The sequence below is a fragment of the Acidimicrobiia bacterium genome, assembly GCA_009694375.1.
GTDB lineage: Bacteria > Actinomycetota > Acidimicrobiia > Acidimicrobiales > VFJN01 > VFJN01.
Genome location: SHVB01000009.1, coordinates 36,239 through 54,980 on the forward strand (window position 1 = coordinate 36,239; position 18,742 = coordinate 54,980).

An 18,742-nucleotide genomic window follows, 5' to 3' on the forward strand; every position below is an offset into this window, starting at 1 on the left:
GCCTTCATGGTGGAGCGGGTGACGAGAATCGAACTCGCGTTCTCAGCTTGGGAAGCTGATGTTCTGCCTCTGAACTACACCCGCAGGAAGGTCGAACGGCACTCGGGAACGGGTGCCGGGTTTGATGCGGCATCAGAATCCGGGTGGCTTGTCGACCGGCCTACAGATCTTAGGCTGGTCCGGGCCTGGCGGTGAACGGCCAGTCCACCCTGAGCGCTTGGGGCTCTGGTGGCGGAGATCGGGTTCCGGTCTTCGCCACCAGAGTGGCGCGCTGGCCGGGCTAAGTTCCTCGGCGTGATCATGTCTGACCGCTCCATCCGTGAGGCCATTGCGGCCGGACGGATCCAACTGGACCCCTTCGATCCAGACCTCGTGCAGCCGGCCTCGGTGGACATGCGCCTCGACCGCTATTTCCGGGTGTTCCTGAACCACACGATGCCCGTCATCGACGTCAAGAAGAACCTCGAAGAATTGACCCAACTCATCGAAATCCCCGAAGACCAGGCCTTCGTGCTGCATCCAGGTGAGTTTGTCCTGGGCAGCACCCTGGAGCGCCTCGGGTTGCCGGACGATCTCGTCGGTCGGGTGGAGGGGAAGAGTTCGCTTGGGCGTCTCGGCCTTCTCGTGCACGCCACCGCCGGCTTTGTCGACGCGGGCTTCTCGGGCCACATCACCCTCGAATTGTCGAACGTTGCGAATCTTCCGATCACCCTCTATCCCGGCATGAAGGTGGGTCAGATCAGCTTTCTCACCATGACCACTCCGGCCGATGTGCCCTACGGCAGCGGGAACCTCGGATCGAAGTACCAGGGCCAGCGTGGCCCCACTCCCTCCCGTTACTGGGAGAACTTTACCGATTCCTGATCTGGCTCCGGCCTATTGATTTCGTCACGGCGGTGTTGGGCCCGATCTTTCTGGGGGCGGGCAATCACATTGGCGATCTCAGCCAGCAACTCATCGAGGTGGAACGGGTGCACCAGAAATGCATCGGCGCCGGACTCGAAGCTAAAGGAGCGGTTCTTGGCACTGGCGGTGCACAGCACGACCCGAGCCGAACTCACCCGAGGGTCTTCGCTCCCGCGGATCAGTGCGAGCAAGTTGAGGCTCGAACCTCCGCTGCCGCCCTTGCTCGCCATGTCGAGTACCACACAACGCGGGAGGGTTTGAGAGATCTGGCGAAGAGCCGCGTCGAAGGTGGTGGCACCGGCGGCCTGGTAGCCCGCCCTAGCAATCATGCGCTGGAGGAGGGCGCAGGCCGCGGCGTTGTCGTTGGCAACGAGGACCGGCGCAGGACCGCGGCGATCCGGAAGGGATTTGGCGCGGCGGCGAAGGACTAGGCCCGCCACGGTCAGTCTTCGATGGCCTGGAGGCGCCCGGAGCCGAGGTGTTCATCCGCGGCTTCGAGGGCGGCGAGCAGGTGCATTGAGATGTCGGCGACCTGCACCGTGTTTTCGGCCCCGGCGCCCTTCACCCCGTCGTCGAGCATGATGTAGCAGAAGGGGCAAGCAGTGGCCACCTTCGTGGCCCCGGTGGCGATGAGTTCCTCGGCCCGTTCGTCGTTGATCTTCTTGCCCACGCTTTCCTCCATCCACATGCGTGCCCCGCCGGCTCCGCAGCACATGCCCGTAGTGCCGTTACGGCCAGCCTCCACGATTTCGATGCCCCCCAGGCTACCAATGACCTTGCGCGGCGAGAGATAGACGTCGTTGTGGCGGCCGAGATAACACGAGTCGTGGTAGACGACTCGCTCCTCCAGCCGGGCATTGGTCATATCGAGCTGGCCCGTGTCGATGAGTTGTTCGAGGAGTTGGCTGTGGTGGATGACCTCGAAGTGCCCACCGAGCTGGGGGTATTCGTTCAGCAGCGTGTTGAAGCAGTGGGGGCACTGCGTGATGATCTTCTTTACCCCCATCGTGTTCAACTGCTCGATGGTGGCCGTCGCCAGCATTTGGAAGATGTATTCGTTGCCGGATCGTCGGGCAGGGTCGCCGGTGCAGGTCTCGGAAGGGCCGAGGATGCCGAAGTCGACCTTGGCCCGCTGCAGCAGTTTGGCCATGGCGATGGTGACCTTTTGGTTCTTGTCGTCGAACGATCCAGCGCACCCCACCCAGTAGAGGTACTCGTGGGCGAACGGATCGCCCGGATCCACGATGTCGACCCCATCCACTTTGCTCGTCCAGGTGGCGCGGTCGCTCTGCGACAGGCCCCATGGGTTCCCCGAATTTTCCATGGCGCGGTAGGCGTTGCCGAGCTCGGTCGGGAAGTTCGACTCCATGAGCGAGAGATAGCGCCGCATGTCGAGGATCTTGTCGAGGATCTCGATGTTGACCGGACAGATCTCATCACAGGCCTTGCACGAGGTGCAGGCCCACACCTCCTCGGGGGTGATCCGTTCGAACATGCTGCTGGAACTGACCGTGATTTCGGCGTCCACGCCGAGGGGAGGCGAAACGGCGGGAGTGCCGGTGCGGGCCATCACCTCACCGGTTTTGAGTACGATTTCCCGGGGGTCGAGTGACTTGCCGGTGGCATGCGCCGGGCATACGGCCGTGCAGCGGCCACACATGGTGCAGGCGTCGGTATCGAGCAGTTGTTTCCAGGTGAAGTCTTCGATGGTGGCGGCCCCGAAGCTCTCAAGTTCGGTCTCCATGAGGTTGGGCATCGGCCTCATGGCACCTTTGGGGCGCTCACGATCCTTTAGGTACATGTTGAGCGGTGACGTGAAGATATGGCGCAGCATGGTGATCGGGAGGATCGCTAGGAACAGGAAGAAACTGACGACGTGGGCCACCCACCAGATCTGGTGGGTGCCGGCGAGGTTGTTGCCGTCGGCGATCAGGCCCGACAGCGGGTAGCCGATGAAGGAAGCTGTTTCGAACGAGGGCCTACCCATCAGGGCGATACGCCAGGCCTCGGCCCCGAATCCGGTGACCGCGATAGCCAACAGCGTGCCGAGGACCACGGCGTGCTCTGGCTTGGTTTTGATGCGGATCCGGTACGGCCGTTGGATGTAGCGACGGACGATGGCCCACACCACTCCGATGAGGAACGTCATGCCGGCGAAGTCACCGATGGCGGCGTAAGCCTGATAGACGCCACCGTGCAGGAATTTGGCCGACTCGGGCATTTGATGGTTGATCTCCAGCACCGTGGTGACGGCGAGCAGGATCAGGAAGGAGAAGTAGATGAGGCTGTGCATGATTCCCGCCGCCGGATCACGCAGGAGCGTTTTCATGTACACGCCGGCTCGGAAGTCCTTCATGCGGCGGCCGACGTTTTTCCGGGTGGTGCGGCGGTCGTCGGGGGCACCACGCTCCCAGTTGCGCACTCGTTGGCTGAACAGCACGGCCCCACAGATGAACATCACGGGTATCGCGGTGTAAAAGACCAACTTCCATGCGCTCGGAATGTTGGCGAATACCTCCCGCTGCACATCGCTGTCGTCATGCCATTGGAACACGGTGGCGGTGACGCCGGAGAGGGCCGTGACGGCGGCGATCATGAGACCGATTCCGATGACGGCCTGTTGAGGCTTGGCGGGGGACTTCACCCCCAAAACGTATCGCTTCGGGCTCGTCGGTTCCGAATGGCGCAGGTCCTCAGTCGTAGGTCTGTGAGTCGAGGTCGCGGATGCGGGTAGCCAGCGACTTCAGCAGTTTGTGGGCAATGGGTCCCACGTCGTCCACGAGCGAGGCGAACTCCCGTGCTCCCAGCACGAGGACCTCAAGATCGGTGGTGGCTCTCACCGTGGCCGTGCGGGGGCCGTGGTCCAGGATCGCCAACTCGCCGACGCACGCCCCAGACGTGAGGGTGGCCACGACGATGCCGTTACGTTCCACGTCCGCAGTGCCCTCCAAGATCACGAACGCTTCTCGCCCAGAGGCCCCCTGCTCGCAGAGGACCTTGCCTTGGGGCAGGGTGAGTTGATCGGAGGCCCGCTCCACCGCTTCCAGTTCTTTTCTCGAGCAGTTCGAGAAGAGTGACACTGAGGCCAAGTGGTCCAGGTGGGTGGAACGAGTCATGCCTGCAGCATAGGCAGGCGATCGGATATTCGGGGCTGCGTGACCCGACCGGACGGTCAAACGCTTCACGGTGGCGAAACAGGTGTGAAACGTTGGATTCCCAGGCTTGTCCCGGCGGAGGTCGCCCGTATTCGATGGCCAGCGGGGCACCCGGGCGGGATGGGCTAGATGCGCACATACGTCGCCTGCGCCGCCGGTTGGCACCCCTCCCGCTTGCTATCCGCAGGTTGATGTCAGATTTGGGCGGCGACGGTGCTGAGCCGACCGATGGCCGTGCGCACGATGCTGTCGAGGAGCGCCTTGTCGGTGGGTCGGGTGCCGTCTAGCCGCACCAGACCTACGAGGTCGCCGTCTCGGATGAGGATGAGATCGGTCTCCTGGATGGGGCCGGTTTTGGGCTCAAACTCGAAACGAATCCCCAAGGTCCGGTCGGATAAGACGCCGAAGTCCAGGGCGGCGGACCTCACGCTCACGCCGTCCGGAAGGACCAGTTCGCGGCAATTCTCGGCCACATTGATGAGGGTCTGTTCGATCGCGGACCCTTGGTCCGGGAAGTAGGCCACGGCGTTGCTGAGGTGGCTGGGGGCTGCGGCGAAGTCAGCCGAGGCGGATGCCTTTGGCTTGAGCTTGGTGAGCGCATCGTCACAGGGACTGCCCGGCACTACCTCTGTGTTGATGGGCAGGGGCGTGGCATCCGCCACCCACCCGGTGGGTAGATCTTCCACCGTGAGCAGGGCGCTCTGGAGAAGTGGGTCGGTCACGGGAACGGGATCGGGTTTGGTGGCCTCTCGGTCGCTCTGACACGCCGTCAGGGCGAGGGACACTCCGATGCCGAGGGTCATCATGGCTCGAATCGTGATGTGTTCACCCATGGTATTCCCCCACAGTCCGTTGTTGATTTCCTAGTCTTTCACTTACCTCAGGACCATCGGGTGAAGGACCTTCGGCTTGCCGCGCCACGGCCGCCGCCGCCGCTCTGATCTCCTCGGCGCTGCGCAGGTACCGATCCTCTACCGGCATGGCGACGAGCGGGGTGAGATCGTGGCCCAGGTCGTATACGAGGGGTTCGCCAGTGGGGATGTTCACTTCGACGATGGCCGCGGGGCTGATGCGGTCGAGGTGCAGCACCAACGCCCGCAGGCTATTTCCGTGGGCGCCGACGAGCACGGTGTGCCCGGCGCGGAGGTCGGGCACGATGGCTTCTTCCCAGTAGGCAGCGATGCGAGTTACTACATCGGCGAGGCACTCGGTGAGCGGGCGGCGATCGGGTGGGATCGACCCATAGCGCTCGTCCCCGTTGGGGTTGAACTGGTTGTCCGCGGTGATGGCGGGTGGCGGGATGTCGTAGCTACGGCGCCACACCTTCACCTGATCGGCCCCGAAGCGTTGGGTAGTTTCGGCCTTGTTGCGACCGGTGAGGTCGCCGTAATGGCGTTCGTTGAGCCGCCAGTCGCGCCGCACCGGAATCCAGGATCGGCCCTGGGCCAACAGGGCGATCTCGGTGGTGCGGATGGCCCGGGTCTGTAGCGAGGTGTGCACGACATCAGGGGCTACCCCGGCTTCGGCCATCCGGCGCCCCCCGGCGGCGGCCTGGTCCTCGCCCAGTGGGGTGAGCGCAGCATCCCACCATCCGGTGAAGAGATTTAGTTTGTTCCACTCGCTCTCGCCATGGCGGAGCAACACCAACCGGTAGGTCATGCCTGGAGCGTACGTGTCCGTCGGGCGGATGGGGAGCACACGCCCGGGGAGCGGCCCCACGCAGCCGCGCCCCGTGCGCCGCTGATCCCCGGCGGACCCAAAGTTGCTAATGGGTGACTCAGGTTCTATAGTGACGAACGACTCACTTCTGTAGCACCTCCTGGAGGACCCCCCATGCCCAAAGCTGTCGGTATCGATCTCGGCACTACCAACTCCGTCGTTTCGGTCCTCGAGGCCGGCGATCCCGTGGTTATCCCCAACTCGGAGGGGTCTCGCACAACTCCTTCGGTGGTGGCCTTCTCCAAGGGTGGCGAGGTGCTGATGGGAGAGGTGGCCAAGCGCCAGGCCATCACCAATCCGGATCGCACCATTCGATCCGTGAAGCGTCATATGGGCACGAGTTGGACCACTGAGATCGACGGCAAGAAGTACACCGCCCAGGAGATCAGTGCCCGCACTTTGATGAAACTAAAGCGGGATGCCGAGGCCTACCTGGGCGACACCGTCACGCAGGCCGTCATCACCGTGCCCGCCTACTTCGACGATGCCCAGCGCACCGCCACCAAGGAAGCTGGCCAGATTGCCGGTCTGGAAGTGCTGCGCATCATCAACGAGCCGACCGCCGCCGCCTTGGCTTACGGGTTGGACAAAGAGGGCGACGCCGACCAGACGATTTTGGTGTTCGACCTGGGGGGCGGCACCTTCGATGTGTCGATCCTGGAGATCGGTGACGGCGTGTTCGAGGTGAAGAGCACCCACGGCGACACCCAGTTGGGCGGCGACGACTGGGACCAGAAGGTCATCGACTGGTTGGTTGAGCAGTTTCGCGCCGCCCACGGCGTGGATCTGGCCAAAGACAATATGGCCACTCAGCGCCTCAAGGAGGCCGCCGAGAAGGCCAAGATCGAGCTGAGTCAGGTGCAGAGCACGCAGATCAATCTGCCCTTCATCACGGCCACCGCCGATGGTCCCCTTCACCTCGACGTGCAACTCACCCGGGCCAAGTTCCAGGACCTCACCGCCGATCTTCTCGAGCGATGCAGCACGCCGTTCGGCCAGGCCATCAAGGACGCTGGCCTCACCAAAGACCAGATCGACCACGTGATTCTCGTGGGTGGCTCCACGCGCATGCCAGCCGTGGCGGAAATGGTGAACAGCCTCACCGGCAAGGAGCCCAATAAGAGCGTGAACCCCGATGAGGTGGTGGCGATCGGGGCGGCGGTCCAGGCGGGCGTGCTCAAGGGTGAGGTCAAGGATGTGTTACTGCTCGATGTCACTCCGCTATCGCTCGGCATCGAGACAAAAGGTGGCGTGATGACGAAACTCATCGAGCGCAACACCACCATCCCCACCCGCCGAACCGAAGTATTCACCACCGCGGAAGACATGCAGCCATCGGTGGAGATTCATGTGTTGCAGGGTGAGCGCGAGATGTCGCAGTTCAACAAGACGCTCGGCAAGTTCCAGCTCGTAGACCTGCCCCCTGCCCCGCGAGGCATGCCTCAGATCGAGGTCACCTTCGACATCGATGCCAACGGCATCGTGCACGTGTCCGCCAAGGACCGAGCCACCAACAAAGAGCAGTCGATGACCATCACGGGCCAGTCGAGCCTGGATAAAGACGCCATCAATCAGATGGTGAAAGACGCCGAGGCCCACGCCGAAGAAGACCGGCTCCGAAGGGAGGAGGCGGAGGTGCGGAATAACGCCGACACCCTCGTGTACCAAACCGAGAAGCTGCTCAAGGAACAGGGCGACAAGATCGAGGGTGAGGAGAAGTCCACCGTTGAGGGCCACCTCGCCGCCCTCAAGAGTGCCATCAGCGGCACCGACAACGACGCCATCAAGACCGCCACGGAGGCGCTTGCGACCTCGTCGCAGGGTTTCACCCAGAAGCTCTACGACGCCGCCGCGGCGGCTGATCGCGACGGGGGCGGCGCTGAGCATCCTTCCGATGACGACGTAGTTGATGCCGAGATCGTCGACGACGAGCCGCAGTCCTAGCGGCGATGGAACCCGTTGACGAGGTGTTCGTGGAGGGTGACGCGATGGAGGACGACTCCCCGACAACGCTGGCCGAGGAGCTCTCGGTGGAGTCCCTGGTGGGCAACCTCGAGACCGTCACCATCGAGCGCAATCAGTTCCGTGACGCTTATCAGCGGGCGGCGGCCGATTTCGACAACTTCCGCAAGAACACGCAGCGACGGCAAGACGACGAGCTCGCGCGGGCGTTGGGGGGCTTCGTGGAACGCCTCTTGCCGGTGCTCGATGCCTGCGATGGCGCCCTTGCTCATGGCGGAGGCGAGGCCGCCCCGATCATGGCGGCGCTCCTAGCCGCCTTGGAGAAGGAGGGGTTGGCGCGGGTAGACCCGCTCGGCGAGGTATTCGATCCCACGGTGGCCGAGGCGGTCGTGCACGAACCGGGCGACGGGGGCGAGCACGTGGTGGCCGAGGTGATGAGGGCGGGCTATATCTGGCAGGGTCGTGTACTGCGTCCCGCCATGGTCAAGGTAACGGACTAGAGATTCCCGATGGCTCCCCCGCGCGAGTGGTTCGATAAGGATTACTACCGCGTGCTCGGTGTGGCGGCCACGGCATCGACCAAAGAGCTCAAGAGCGCCTACCGGGCGTTGTCTCGGAAATATCACCCGGATGCCAACCCGGGCGATGCCAGTGCCGAGGAGCGTTTCAAAGAGGTGTCGGCGGCTTACGACGTGGTGGGCACACCGGACAAGCGCGCGGAGTACGACGAGGTGCGCCGGCTCGGACCGACCCCCTCGGGGTTCCCGGGCGGGGGCGGCGGATCGCGTGGGTTTCCCAACGGCGGGGGTGACCTCGGCGACGTACTGGGAGGACTGTTCGGGGGGAGGGGCCGAGGGGGTGGGCGCGGTGCTCGCGGTGGTGGTCCCCACCGGGGTCAAGATTTGGAGACTGAGTTGCACCTTGCCTTCGAAGATGCCGCCGCCGGTGTAACCACCGCGGTGCATCTCACCAGTGAGGCCGTGTGCCATGACTGCCATGGCTCCGCCGCCAAACCCGGCACAGCAGCCCATCCCTGCGGCAGTTGTGGAGGCCAAGGGGTGGTGTCGGACAACCAGGGCTTATTCTCATTTTCCACTCCATGCGCGGCTTGCGCAGGACGAGGGGTAACCATCGACGACCCGTGTCCCGCCTGTCGGGGCACGGGGGTGGAGCGCCGTCCTCGAGAAGTGAAGCTCCGAGTGCCGGCCGGTGTTGACGAGGGCCAGCGCATCCGCGTCAAGGGACGGGGGGGGCCGGGCCGTAACGGTGGCCCGCCTGGGGATCTCTACGTGGTTGCCCGCGTGGCTCGGCACCCGCTGTTTCAGCGCAAGGGCATCGATCTCACCATCTCCGTGCCGGTTACCTTTCCCGAGGCGGTCCTCGGCGCCGACATTGCGGTGCCCACCCTCGCCGGCCCCCCAGTGACCATCCGCGTGCCCGCCGGCACGCGCTCGGGCCGCACGTTCCGGGCCAAGGGTAAGGGTGTGGGCACCCCCAAGGGCGCCGGGGATCTCCTCGTCACCGTGGAGGTGGCGGTCCCGTCCAAACTTTCGAGCGCAGAGCGCAAAGCACTCGAAGCCTTTCGAGCGGCTTCTGACGGGGCTTCCCCTCGTGAGCACCTGGGGGTCTGATCGCTATGGCCACGCCTCCCGAACGAGCCGTCTACATCATCTCGGTCGCCGCCGAACTGTCGGGGCTGCACCCGCAGACGCTACGCATCTATGAACGCAAGGGCCTCGTGGATCCTGCTCGAACCGGCGGTGGGAGCCGTCGCTACAGCGACGCCGATATTCTGCTCCTCGGCCGGATCCAGGAACTTACGAACGAAGGCTTGAACCTGGCGGGCGTGCAGCGGGTGCTTACCCTCGAGGCTGAACTAGCCGCCGCCCATCGGGCGCTGCAGGTGGAGCGGGAGCGAGCCGAGCAGGTGGTGGAACAGACTCACCGTCAGTACCGTCGCGACCTGGTGCCCCTGCATCAGTCGATGGTCGTGTTTCGGCGCGGTTGATCAGCGGCGGAAACGCCGGGAATCACCAGGGCTGATCGTGACGCCGGTGACGGTCGTAGCCAGCGCGCATTGAGCCGGGACGAGAACCGTTCCCGGGCGGCGAGATGCCTCCCGGTACTGCCGGCTTTGGAGTTGTGTCGGCATCTCGTGGCAACCGCTCAAGGTGGGCGCCGGATGTGCCGAACACCAGAGACAACAGTGCGCCATTGCGGAGCACACCTAGTCCTGACTCCACCCGCTTCACTTCCGAAAGAACCGACCATGTCATCGTCTTTGCAGCCCCGGTCCGTCCACCCGCATGACCCCACGGGGATATCCGGACAGCGCCCCCGGGGGAGGAGATGGCTGGCCGCCATTTGCTCAGTGGCGACGCTGGCGGCGGGGGTAGTTATCTTCCCGAACAGCGCCACCGCGACCTCAAGCGTTGCGGTGTCGGCCACCCAGGACAGCGCCATCAGCCAGGGCTCACCAAGCTCGAACTACAGCAGCCGTGCGCTCCGAGTGCGGGATTCGTCGGCGGACTGGCGGAGCCTGGTGCAGTTCGATCTCACTGGACTCTCCGGGCCGGCTTCGGTCTCGTTGCGCCTCACCGTGACCGACGCCAGTTACAACGGCGGCTCGGTGTATGCGGGGTCGAGTACCACCTGGAACGAATCCACTGTCTCTTGGTCCACTGCCCCCACTCCGATGGGTTCGGCGTTGGCCCAAATCGGTGCGGTTGCCCTCGGTCAGGTCGTCGACGTGCGGCTCGGATCGGTGCCGGGCAACGGGCGCTACGTTTTCATCGTGGCGGCAGGAGCCGGTAACAGTGCGATGTACGCCAACAGCGAGTCCGCCACCGGCCCGGTGTTAGTCGTCACCCCCGCCACGACGCCGACACCGACATCGACGCCGACCACGGCGACGACGCCGACCACGGCGACGACGCCGACCACGGCGACGACGCCGACCACGACTCCGGCCACGACAGCGACCACGGCTCCGGCCACGACGACGACCACGGCTCCGCCCCCCGCGCCCTCGGCTGTATCTACCGGGATCTGGGTCAATGCGTCCGAGATCGCCGCACGGCCCACGACCGGCCAGGCCTGGGACGCGATGAAGGCGGCCGCCCTGGCGTCGTGGGGGACGCCGACGATCGCGGACCAGGACAGCACCGACGACACGGACACCCTCGCCGGCGCCATCGTCGCCGTCCGCTTGAACGACGATGCCCTGCGGTCCAAGGTGCGGGACCATCTTGCGGCCCTGGTGACGTCGCATCCGTACGACCGGGTGCTCAGCCTCGCTCGCCAGTTGCCGTCGTATGTGATCGCCGCCGACCTGGTGGGACTCGAGCCGAGTGCCCGCCTGCGGTTCGAGGCGTTCCTGCGTGAGGCGATGTCGCACCAGATGGAAGGGCACTCCGGCGGGACCGACCTCCGGTCCACTGCCCGCCTGTCCCCAAACAACTGGGGCACGATGTCCCGGGCCGCCATGGCCGCGGCCGACGTGTACCTCGGCGATTTCACGGATCTCGCCGTGGTGGCCAACACCCAGCGGGCCTGGCTCGGCGAGTCCGTCCCCAATGAGCTGAGGTACACGTCGACCACCTGGCACTCGGGCTCGCAAAAGGTCGGCGTGAATCCAGTGGGCGCCGTGCGAGACGGCCACCCGCTCGACGGCGCGCAACCCGAGGACCAACGCCGGACCGGTGAGTACACGTGGCCCGCACCGCAGGGGAGCTACCCGCACGAGGCGCTCCAGGGTGCCGTTCTCGCCTCGGTGATCTTGGACCGAGCGGGGGCCTTGCCGTTCGCCACCGGTGACAATGCGCTCATCCGTGCCGAGGCATGGCTCTCCGGCCCCAATGCCAACCCCCCGTCGAGCGACGACCGGAACACGCCGTACATGCTGAATCGCTACGGCGCTTCCTTCGCCACCGGGTCGACCTCCGCGGCGAAGAACATCGCCTGGGCCGATTGGGCCTACGCCTGAACCCAGGGTGCCACGCCTCAAGTAGTTGGTCGGACGTCGGTAGCCGCTGGAGTAATTCTTACAGGCTCATTCGAATGATCGTGGCCTCCACGCGATCAGCAGCAGTGTGATGTAGGCACCGATCAGAACAGATGTGTCTGGACTCATGCTGAGGTAGTCGTGGATCGTGTCGGCCAGAAGGGCGACTGAGCCGGTGAGGTGCCGTACCAATCTCGGAATAGCGATGGATGGGCAGCGACGGTCAGCCCGAGGGTGCGGTACTCCTCGATCTCGGGTGGGGGCGTCTTCTCCGGGTGGTTGTTCACTGCCAGGACGACCTCAACACTCTGGATTCCCGCGTGGGTGCCGAGGCGCTCGACCACGGCAAGGGCCAGTTCAAGATCCTCCTTGGCGTTTACGGGCAGCACTACCGAGAGGTCCGGGGGGTGCGGGCTGGGGCTGCGCAAGCGAGCGAGGTTCGAAGCGAGGGCTTTGCGGTCGACGCGTTGTTCAGCCAAGGTCTCCTCCTTCATCGGGGGTGAGGGCGGGTTCGAGTGACGGGTCACCCGGTCGCCGAGTATCCCACTGGGTGATCCGCCGACCCGTTGCTACGTTGATGGCCGCCCGCAGGGCGGCCGCGTTGACCAGGCAGAAATACGCAGGGAGTTGCAGGATCTTGGCGCGAGCGATGGGACGATTCCGAGCCCCGAGGCCGATCGCACCAAGGGTGTAAACCGCCAGTTGCCCCAGTCCCACCAGTCGATAGAGGGGGCCTTGCCGCCAGCAGGCTGCGCTGGCGATCGCCAGTATCGCGAGGGGTAGGACGACCAGCCGTCGCAGGATCTTGTGGCTGAGGAGCTGGACGGCGTAGGCGCCCGTGCGTCGGGGATCAAGCAGAGCTCGCCTGAGGATGACACCTCGGAATCCACGCGTCATCACCCGGACCTTGCGCTCGTACTCGAGTCCGGCGGTAGCCGCCGGCGGCTCCCAGGCGACGGCTCCCTCGGCCAGAACCAGCCGGGCGCCACCGGCGACCACGCCAGTGGAGATGTAGAAGTCGTCGGTGACCCCGTCGGCCACCGGTCCGACGAACTGCTGCCGAACCGCGTAGAGCGCACCGGTGGCGGAGATCACGTTTCCCGCACTCGACTCGGCGCGCTTGAGCGCCCGGTCGAAATCCCAGTAGCGCCGTTCGCCGTGGGTTTGCCCCTGGGTGGAGGACCCCTCGCTGTAGCGTTGGTCCCCCGCCACGCCACCCACCGATGAGTCCGCGAACGGTGCCAAGAGGTGGGTGAGGGCATCGGGTGTGAGTCGGCTGTTGGCATCGGTGAAGACGAGGATCTCGCCGTTGGCGGCGGCAATGGCAGCGTTGAGAGTTGGAGCCTTTCCGCTTCGCGGGAGATCGAGCACGACGGTGGGGCTCCCGCCGGCCTGGGTTGCCTCCGCCACCGTGTCGTCGGTTGAGCCATCGGAGGCCACCACGAGTTGAACCGTGTTCTCGCCATGGTCGAGGGCCAGGACGTCCCGGACCTTGTCGGCGATAGAGGCGGCTTCGTTGTGAGCCGCGATGATGATCGTGACATCGGGGGGGATCCACGTTGGGTCGGGCCGGAGGGGCCGGGGCTTCCAGCGCCCCCGGGCCAGCACCCAGGCGGGGAAACCCATGTAGGTCCAGGCGATGGCGGCCACGGCGGTCCAGAAGAGAGCGATCACCGAGCCCCCGCCGCGCTCTGTCGAATCAAGTTGGCCAGCCGTTCAACATTTCGGCTGAGGTCGAACTCTCCTTGGACCATCTCGAGGCCACCGGCCACCAGGCGCTCAGCCAGGCCCGCTTCGTCACGGAGGCGGAGCACCGCGGCCGCGATCGCTCGGTGATCACCGGGGGGCGTGAGCAGACCCGATCGATCATGTTCGACGAGTTCAGGGATACCCGAGAGGCGGCTGGCGATCACCGGTACTCCGCTAGCCATTGCCTCCATGAGCACCACCGGAATGCCCTCCCGCTTTCCCGCCGCAGTCGGCACGCTCGGGGCGATGAGCACATCGGCCTGGCCCAGATGGGAAGCCACAACGCGGCTGGGGCAGGGTCCGGCGAAGGTGACCACCTCGTCGAGTCCAAGGCTCTTAGCGTGGCGAACCAACAGATCGTGGTCGGGGCCGTCGCCAATAAAGGTGCACATGGAGAGGGCGCCGGCAGCATGGAGAAGTTGGCAGGCGTCGAGCAGATGACGCTGCCCCTTGACCTCGTGGAGCGTACCGATGGAGACGAGATTCAGCTTTGCCGGAATACTCCGGAAGGGTCGGGGGGCAAAGGTATGGCTGTCCACCCCACATCGGATCACGTGGACGCGCTCGGCGAGCATCACACCGCAGTCTTGCAGTATTTCGTCGCGATTATCGTCAGAAATCGCCACGACAAACGCAGCTTCCCGGACCTTTAGAGGCAGCATCCTTCGGTCCACGTGCAGGTCCGAGCCATGGGCGGTGAAGCTATAGGGGATTCCCACCAAGCGATGGACGATCCAGCCAGCCACGGCTGGATGAGTGGCAAAGTGACAATGCATGTGATCCACGCCGAGGTGATGCATCCGCTCTGCGGCGGCCACCACCTTGGGAAAGATGCCGAGTGCCCCCACCAGAAAGTTTGGGCTGCGCCACGTTTCTCGAATCAAGGTAAGGAGACTCCCGAGGTACACCGCCGGTTTGGCCCGCAGGGTACGGAGGTTGCTGCGAAGGATCGCCACGCTCATAAATGGATAGAACGTCGCCGCCTCGGTGACGGCGGCGGCAGATGCATGCACCACGGGTGCCTTCTCCCGAAGTAACGGGAATACCTCAACGTCGATACCGTGTTCGGGCAGCGCTAGCAGTTCGTTGAGTACGAACGTCTCCGTGAGTTTCGGGAAGCGCGACATGGTGATTGCAGCCACCGGGCGCGTCGCCGGAGAGCCGGTTTCGTCGGCGGGACTCATGCGTCTCGATGGCCCCAGAGAGCCCCGGCGGCTGGCAGAAGTTGGGCTCTGAGGGCGGGGACGGTGGTGCGTCTCCCCACATTCACCCGGCGCCATCGCCACTGGTCCGTGCCCGGCACTCGGTTGTGGCCACGGGTGGTTCCAAACGCCCCCACCAGTCCGGCGGCGCGCACTGCCTCCACGGCTACCGCGTTCACCTGTCCGGCGGGATAGGCAAACAGCGGCACGGCTTCGGGAATCTGATCGCGTAGATCGGCCCAGGAACCGGCTACTTCTTCATAGACGGCTTCGACGGGCAGTTGGTTGAGCATGGCGTGTGTGCGTGAATGGGGGGCAAGGTCCAGTCCGTCGGCGGCTAATCGGCGAAGTTCGTTCCAGCCGGGCACCGAGTTGGCGCTCAGTCCGCCGCCGAGGTCTGCCACGAGCCCATCCACCGTGGCGGCGGCCTCAGGAGCGGGCATAGTCTTGAGGGGCCCTCGAAGGTTACGAAAGGCTTCTGCCCGGGCGGGAGCATCACGGAGATCAAGGGGGCCAATCGGTGAGGACAACAGTTCCCGTGAGGCGGTTCGGTGGAGCGCGCTCCAGAGTTGATCCCACCAGAAGACCCCCGGCTGATCGGGAAAGCCGGTGGGCACGAAGGCCAAGCCGGGGAGGCCGAGAGACTTCAGGAGTGGCCAGATATGACGCACAAGGTCGTCGGCGGCGTCGTCGAAGGTGAGTAGTACCGCTCCCGGCGGGAGCGGCGGTCCTCCGCCAACCGCCGCCACGACCTCGCTGGCTCGCACCACCGGTCGGTGGTTGGCAATCCAGGTCACCTGGGTAGCAAAGTCCTCCGGGGTTGCGCTGAGCAGGCCGGGGTAGCGGTCGGGATGGCGGTCGGGATGGTCGATGCGGTGCCAGGTGAGGGCGATGAAGGTGCCCGGACGACGCGGAGCCCGTTCGAGCAGATTGATGACGGGCCGAGCGCATTCCAGGGCCGACGGGGCGAATCGCGCCATCGCGGTCACCGGCTCGACCGAGCCTTCCTGAGCAGATGCCGCACCGCCTGGCGAATGTCGGCCATGCTCGCCCCCGGATCGCGAAACGTGACGACATCGTATCCGTCGCCCGGGAGCGGCAGCCGCATGGCGGCGGACAGCGCGCTCCAGCGCGAGGGTCGAGGACCGTCGACCAGGGGTGGCCCGCCCCGCATCACCGCCGCGATCCACATCATCTCAAGGCGTAGATCGCGCGACCGCACCCCCACCCGATAGGGAGCGGGTCCCATGAGCGGAGGCCGACCGAGGTGCACGGCAGCCGCCAGAGCGGGGAAGTCCACTCCGCTGCGGGTGGCGAGGGGCATTGATCCCCAGACCCGAGCGTTGATCTCCATGAGCGACGGACCATGTTTGCCGACCTTAAACTCGACCATGGCGAGGCCCGTCCATTTGAGTTCGCCGAGCAACTGGGTGGACCATGCCAACAGATCGGGATCGAGCGCCTCGCTGACGCGAAGCGAGCTTGGACCGCCACCGATGGGGTACTCGCGGAGTCGCCGATGCTGAAAGGCCGCCAGCACCTTCCCCTGATCCAGGAGTAGTTCCACCCCCACGCCGGCGCCGGAATGAAAACCCTGGACGATGATTCCACCCGGCATGTCCTCCTCGGCTCGGGTGAGCTGGTCCGGCCCATCGGCGATGGTCACGTCGTGGCGCTGGAAGGACCCGTGGTCTTCTGTCACCGACCAGCGGGGTTTGAGGACGACCGGCCAGCCCAACTCCATCGCCGCCGTGCGCACCTCGGCGGAGGAGTTCGCGAGGCGGCTGTCGGGAACGGGTATGGCGAGGCGGCGGGCCGCCTCGACCGTGGCCCACTTATCGGAGGCCGCCTCGTAGTTTTCCGGCGGCGCCGCCGCCACCACGGCTGACCGGGGCAGCGACGCTCGTCGACAGAGCCGGAGCATCAGGTCGGTAATCGGGAATACGAGCTGGCACTGGTGCTCCCGAATCGCGGCGGTGATTTGCTGAGCAGCCAGATCGGGTACCTCGGCTGGATCGGCATGAACAAGCCGGGCGTAGGTGCTGCGAGAGTGAAGGCCCGGGGCGCTTCGGTGGGTAGCAGCCGCCACCACTCGCCATCCATCGGCGTGCAGTGCCCGGATCACGGCCACGGCGCTGCCCCGCTCGGTATCGGTGACCAGCGCCACCGGTTGGCTATCCATCCCGCTGGTCTTTCACGAGCGTGAGCACGTCCTGGACGGTCCGATCGATCGGCTGTTCGACACTGACCCTCTCGAAGCGCGGCACGACATCGGCGAGGGCCTCGTATTCGAGTTGGCGCATCGCCAAGACCTCCACCGTCCCCTCTCCTTTGCGGGCGTGGAGAACCTCCGCCGGGGCGTAGAGGTGGATGACGAGATCGGGGTACCGGAGTGCGTGGCGCAGAAACAATCCGTGGACCCGTCGATCCCAGGGGAGCTCGCGCATGGTCACGTCAGTGGCGTAGTAGTCGAGCCGGTAGTGGCGGTCGACCACCACGATTTCGCCCCGGTTGGTGCGCCATCGGACGGTTAGTTCCCGTTGTGACTCTTCGGCCAGACGGTTGGCCAGCCGCAGCGCCGCCCGGAGTTGGTCTGCGGGAGTTCGTGACTGGGGGCATTGGGCGATCGTCGACGCCAGCCGTGGGCCGCCCGCGTCGGTTGGCGCGCCGCGACGCCGCTTGAGCGCCAGAGCGAGACGGGTCGTGGGCAGCAACCGATCGGCGCTCCGCGCGCTAACGCCCATGTAGATCGATGATGCCCGAAGGCCTTCCCGCCGAAGTTCACCTACGACGGCGGCGCAAGCCGTAGATTTGCCAGCACCATCGGGCCCCACGAGAGCCACCAGCAGGCCACCTGTCAATGGAGGGCTTCTAGCAGGGCATCCGTGGAGGCTTCGATGGGAACCGGGTAGGGGTGCTCCACTCGGATCACCCGTTTCGTAGACAGGACCGCGCGCAGTCGGTCGGTCTCGAGGGCGTTGAGTTCCTCCAGCGAGACCCAGGGACGGCTCGGGAACGCAAACCTCGCCATGTTGAGGGCTTCAGCCAGCGGAGCACGCTCATGGGCCAGCGACGCGGCGGCTCGCAGAACGACGTCTTCCGCGTCGACCTCGTAGGCCCTAACGGCACTACCGCGCCCGACCGTGGCTAGCACGACGGTGTCGAGCGGCCCGCGGCCGGGGCCCTCCGGCGCATCGAACAGCGGTCCGGGCCGGACGTCTACGTGACGCTGGCGTTCCAGCATCACCAGCGCCCGCCGGAGGGCATCCCCTCGCGAACCGATTCGGGTGGAGACTCCTTCGAGGGCTCGAACGGCCGTCCCGAAGGTGCGGAGCCGAGCTCGATCCTGGGGCTCTAGCCGATGGCGGTACTCAGGCAGAGAGGTGAGATGCCAGTCCCACAGGCGCACTGGTTCCCCCAGTCCGCCGACGGTGCGGCCATTGGGAGGTACATAGGCCCATTCATCGGCTACATACCTCGCTCCGCGGGCTACCGCCCCGAGAAGGAGCTCGGTCTTACCGCCCTTTGACCAACCCAGGACCAGTACGCCGTGTCCCTCGTGCTCGAATGCTGAGGCATGGAGGGCAAGACCGCCAGCGCGCACGGCGGCCACATTCAGAAGATGGGTGAGCAGTGGTGGGCGTCCGATGCCGTGCTCGCAGACGATGTCGATGTAGTCGCCAGTGAGGCCCGGCAGGGGTAGGTTCATGGCGACGGGTCGTCCCCACCGTCCCCGAGTGAGCACAAAGTTCTCGTCATCGAACGCCGCCTCCCCGGCCCCGAGCGACCAGCCTCGATCTGGGGCCTGGACCTGGTCCGTATACCGAACCCGGAGGGCGGGAGTGCCCGAAGGGGATACCAGGGGGAGTCCGAGCGCGGCGGCCACGGCCGCCAGATCCGAGGCACCGGCGTTTTCAAACCGAACCCGGAGCCATCCATGGATATCGATATCGGTCACGGTCGATCCGTGAGTGGGACTGTCAGCGGCCAAGTTTCGCCCACACCGCTTCATGGAGAGTTGGCACGGCCGCATGCGGAGCGCTTGT

Annotated in this window: 17 protein-coding genes, 1 tRNA gene and 1 pseudogene; 6 read left to right on the forward strand and 13 right to left on the reverse strand. The window is 65.4% G+C overall.

The window, feature by feature from the left end; translation table 11 throughout:
* Positions 1–10: 10 nt before the first annotated feature.
* Positions 11–84, reverse strand: a tRNA-Gly gene (locus tag EXQ71_07440).
* A 210-nt stretch (positions 85–294) separates the two neighbouring features.
* Here EXQ71_07440 and EXQ71_07445 point away from each other — a divergent pair.
* Positions 295–864 (forward strand): dCTP deaminase, encoded by a 570-nt coding sequence (locus EXQ71_07445; protein ID MSO87338.1) that lies wholly within the window; start codon positions 295–297, stop codon positions 862–864.
* Here the strand turns inward: EXQ71_07445 and EXQ71_07450 are convergent.
* The 5 genes from EXQ71_07450 to EXQ71_07470 form a co-directional block, all read right to left on the reverse strand.
* Positions 837–1,352, reverse strand: a complete 516-nt coding sequence (locus EXQ71_07450) for a response regulator (GenBank protein ID MSO87339.1) — start codon at positions 1,350–1,352, stop codon at positions 837–839. The genes EXQ71_07445 and EXQ71_07450 overlap by 28 nt on opposite strands.
* Positions 1,349–3,502 carry a 4Fe-4S dicluster domain-containing protein gene (locus EXQ71_07455; GenBank protein MSO87340.1) on the reverse strand — a complete coding sequence of 718 codons (2,154 nt, stop codon included), beginning with the start codon at positions 3,500–3,502 and terminating at the stop codon, positions 1,349–1,351. The genes EXQ71_07450 and EXQ71_07455 overlap by 4 nt, the downstream gene beginning before the upstream one ends.
* Before the next feature lie 97 nt (positions 3,503–3,599).
* Positions 3,600–4,022: a cyclic nucleotide-binding domain-containing protein gene (locus EXQ71_07460; protein ID MSO87341.1), complete on the reverse strand. Its 423-nt coding sequence runs from the start codon at positions 4,020–4,022 to the stop codon at positions 3,600–3,602.
* 233 nt (positions 4,023–4,255) lie between these two features.
* Entirely contained in the window at positions 4,256–4,894 is a 639-nt protein-coding gene (locus EXQ71_07465; GenBank protein MSO87342.1) for a hypothetical protein, read from the reverse strand.
* Entirely contained in the window at positions 4,887–5,720 is an 834-nt protein-coding gene (locus EXQ71_07470) for a 2,3-diphosphoglycerate-dependent phosphoglycerate mutase (GenBank protein ID MSO87343.1), read from the reverse strand. Before EXQ71_07470 ends, EXQ71_07465 begins: the two co-directional genes overlap by 8 nt.
* Positions 5,721–5,894: 174 nt before the next feature.
* Between EXQ71_07470 and dnaK the strand changes: the two genes are divergently transcribed.
* The 5 genes and pseudogenes from dnaK (at position 5,895) to znuA (ending at position 10,754) form a co-directional block, all read left to right on the forward strand.
* Complete coding sequence (gene dnaK / locus EXQ71_07475) at positions 5,895–7,724, forward strand: molecular chaperone DnaK (GenBank protein MSO87344.1); 1,830 nt, start codon at positions 5,895–5,897, stop codon at positions 7,722–7,724.
* A gap of 5 nt (positions 7,725–7,729) precedes the next feature.
* Entirely contained in the window at positions 7,730–8,242 is a 513-nt protein-coding gene (locus tag EXQ71_07480) for a nucleotide exchange factor GrpE (protein MSO87345.1), read from the forward strand.
* A gap of 9 nt (positions 8,243–8,251) precedes the next feature.
* The gene (gene dnaJ, locus EXQ71_07485) at positions 8,252–9,373 is read left to right on the forward strand and encodes a molecular chaperone DnaJ (GenBank protein ID MSO87346.1); all 1,122 of its coding nucleotides are present in this window, start codon (positions 8,252–8,254) and stop codon (positions 9,371–9,373) included.
* Positions 9,374–9,378: 5 nt separating this feature from the next.
* The gene (locus EXQ71_07490) at positions 9,379–9,750 is read left to right on the forward strand and encodes a MerR family transcriptional regulator (GenBank protein MSO87347.1); all 372 of its coding nucleotides are present in this window, start codon (positions 9,379–9,381) and stop codon (positions 9,748–9,750) included.
* 887 nt (positions 9,751–10,637) lie between these two features.
* Positions 10,638–10,754 (forward strand): annotated as a pseudogene (gene znuA, locus EXQ71_07495) (zinc ABC transporter substrate-binding protein).
* Positions 10,755–11,870: 1,116 nt separating this feature from the next.
* Here znuA and EXQ71_07500 read toward each other — a convergent pair.
* The 7 genes from EXQ71_07500 to EXQ71_07530 are packed head-to-tail and all read right to left on the reverse strand — an operon-like array spanning position 11,871 to position 18,654.
* Complete coding sequence (locus tag EXQ71_07500; GenBank protein MSO87348.1) at positions 11,871–12,224, reverse strand: hypothetical protein; 354 nt, start codon at positions 12,222–12,224, stop codon at positions 11,871–11,873.
* On the reverse strand, positions 12,217–13,419 hold the full coding sequence (locus EXQ71_07505; protein MSO87349.1) for a glycosyltransferase: 1,203 nt from the start codon (positions 13,417–13,419) through the stop codon (positions 12,217–12,219). Before EXQ71_07505 ends, EXQ71_07500 begins: the two co-directional genes overlap by 8 nt.
* The gene (locus EXQ71_07510) at positions 13,416–14,774 is read right to left on the reverse strand and encodes a colanic acid biosynthesis glycosyltransferase WcaL (protein MSO87350.1); all 1,359 of its coding nucleotides are present in this window, start codon (positions 14,772–14,774) and stop codon (positions 13,416–13,418) included. The genes EXQ71_07505 and EXQ71_07510 overlap by 4 nt, the downstream gene beginning before the upstream one ends.
* A complete protein-coding gene (locus tag EXQ71_07515; protein MSO87351.1) occupies positions 14,675–15,676 on the reverse strand; it encodes a hypothetical protein in 1,002 nt (333 codons plus the stop codon). The genes EXQ71_07510 and EXQ71_07515 overlap by 100 nt, the downstream gene beginning before the upstream one ends.
* A 5-nt stretch (positions 15,677–15,681) precedes the next feature.
* Positions 15,682–16,878 carry a hypothetical protein gene (locus tag EXQ71_07520; protein MSO87352.1) on the reverse strand — a complete coding sequence of 399 codons (1,197 nt, stop codon included), beginning with the start codon at positions 16,876–16,878 and terminating at the stop codon, positions 15,682–15,684.
* Complete coding sequence (locus EXQ71_07525) at positions 16,871–17,557, reverse strand: hypothetical protein (protein MSO87353.1); 687 nt, start codon at positions 17,555–17,557, stop codon at positions 16,871–16,873. The genes EXQ71_07520 and EXQ71_07525 overlap by 8 nt, the downstream gene beginning before the upstream one ends.
* Positions 17,554–18,654: a hypothetical protein gene (locus tag EXQ71_07530; protein ID MSO87354.1), complete on the reverse strand. Its 1,101-nt coding sequence runs from the start codon at positions 18,652–18,654 to the stop codon at positions 17,554–17,556. Before EXQ71_07530 ends, EXQ71_07525 begins: the two co-directional genes overlap by 4 nt.
* Between the last annotated feature and the right edge of the window lie 88 nt (positions 18,655–18,742).

Excerpts from the sequence above, each read along its gene's own strand:
- EXQ71_07455 (MSO87340.1), bottom strand. The coding sequence starts at position 3,502 with ATGATCGCCGCCGTCACGGCCCTCTCCGGCGTCACCGCCACCGTGTTC.
- EXQ71_07460 (MSO87341.1), bottom strand. The coding sequence starts at position 4,022 with ATGACTCGTTCCACCCACCTGGACCACTTGGCCTCAGTGTCACTCTTC.
- EXQ71_07465 (MSO87342.1), bottom strand. The coding sequence starts at position 4,894 with ATGGGTGAACACATCACGATTCGAGCCATGATGACCCTCGGCATCGGA.
- EXQ71_07470 (MSO87343.1), bottom strand. The coding sequence starts at position 5,720 with ATGACCTACCGGTTGGTGTTGCTCCGCCATGGCGAGAGCGAGTGGAAC.
- dnaK (MSO87344.1), top strand. The coding sequence starts at position 5,895 with ATGCCCAAAGCTGTCGGTATCGATCTCGGCACTACCAACTCCGTCGTT.
- EXQ71_07480 (MSO87345.1), top strand. The coding sequence starts at position 7,730 with ATGGAACCCGTTGACGAGGTGTTCGTGGAGGGTGACGCGATGGAGGAC.
- dnaJ (MSO87346.1), top strand. The coding sequence starts at position 8,252 with ATGGCTCCCCCGCGCGAGTGGTTCGATAAGGATTACTACCGCGTGCTC.
- EXQ71_07490 (MSO87347.1), top strand. The coding sequence starts at position 9,379 with ATGGCCACGCCTCCCGAACGAGCCGTCTACATCATCTCGGTCGCCGCC.
- EXQ71_07510 (MSO87350.1), bottom strand. The coding sequence starts at position 14,774 with ATGGCGCCGGGTGAATGTGGGGAGACGCACCACCGTCCCCGCCCTCAG.
- EXQ71_07515 (MSO87351.1), bottom strand. The coding sequence starts at position 15,676 with ATGGCGCGATTCGCCCCGTCGGCCCTGGAATGCGCTCGGCCCGTCATC.
- EXQ71_07520 (MSO87352.1), bottom strand. The coding sequence starts at position 16,878 with ATGGATAGCCAACCGGTGGCGCTGGTCACCGATACCGAGCGGGGCAGC.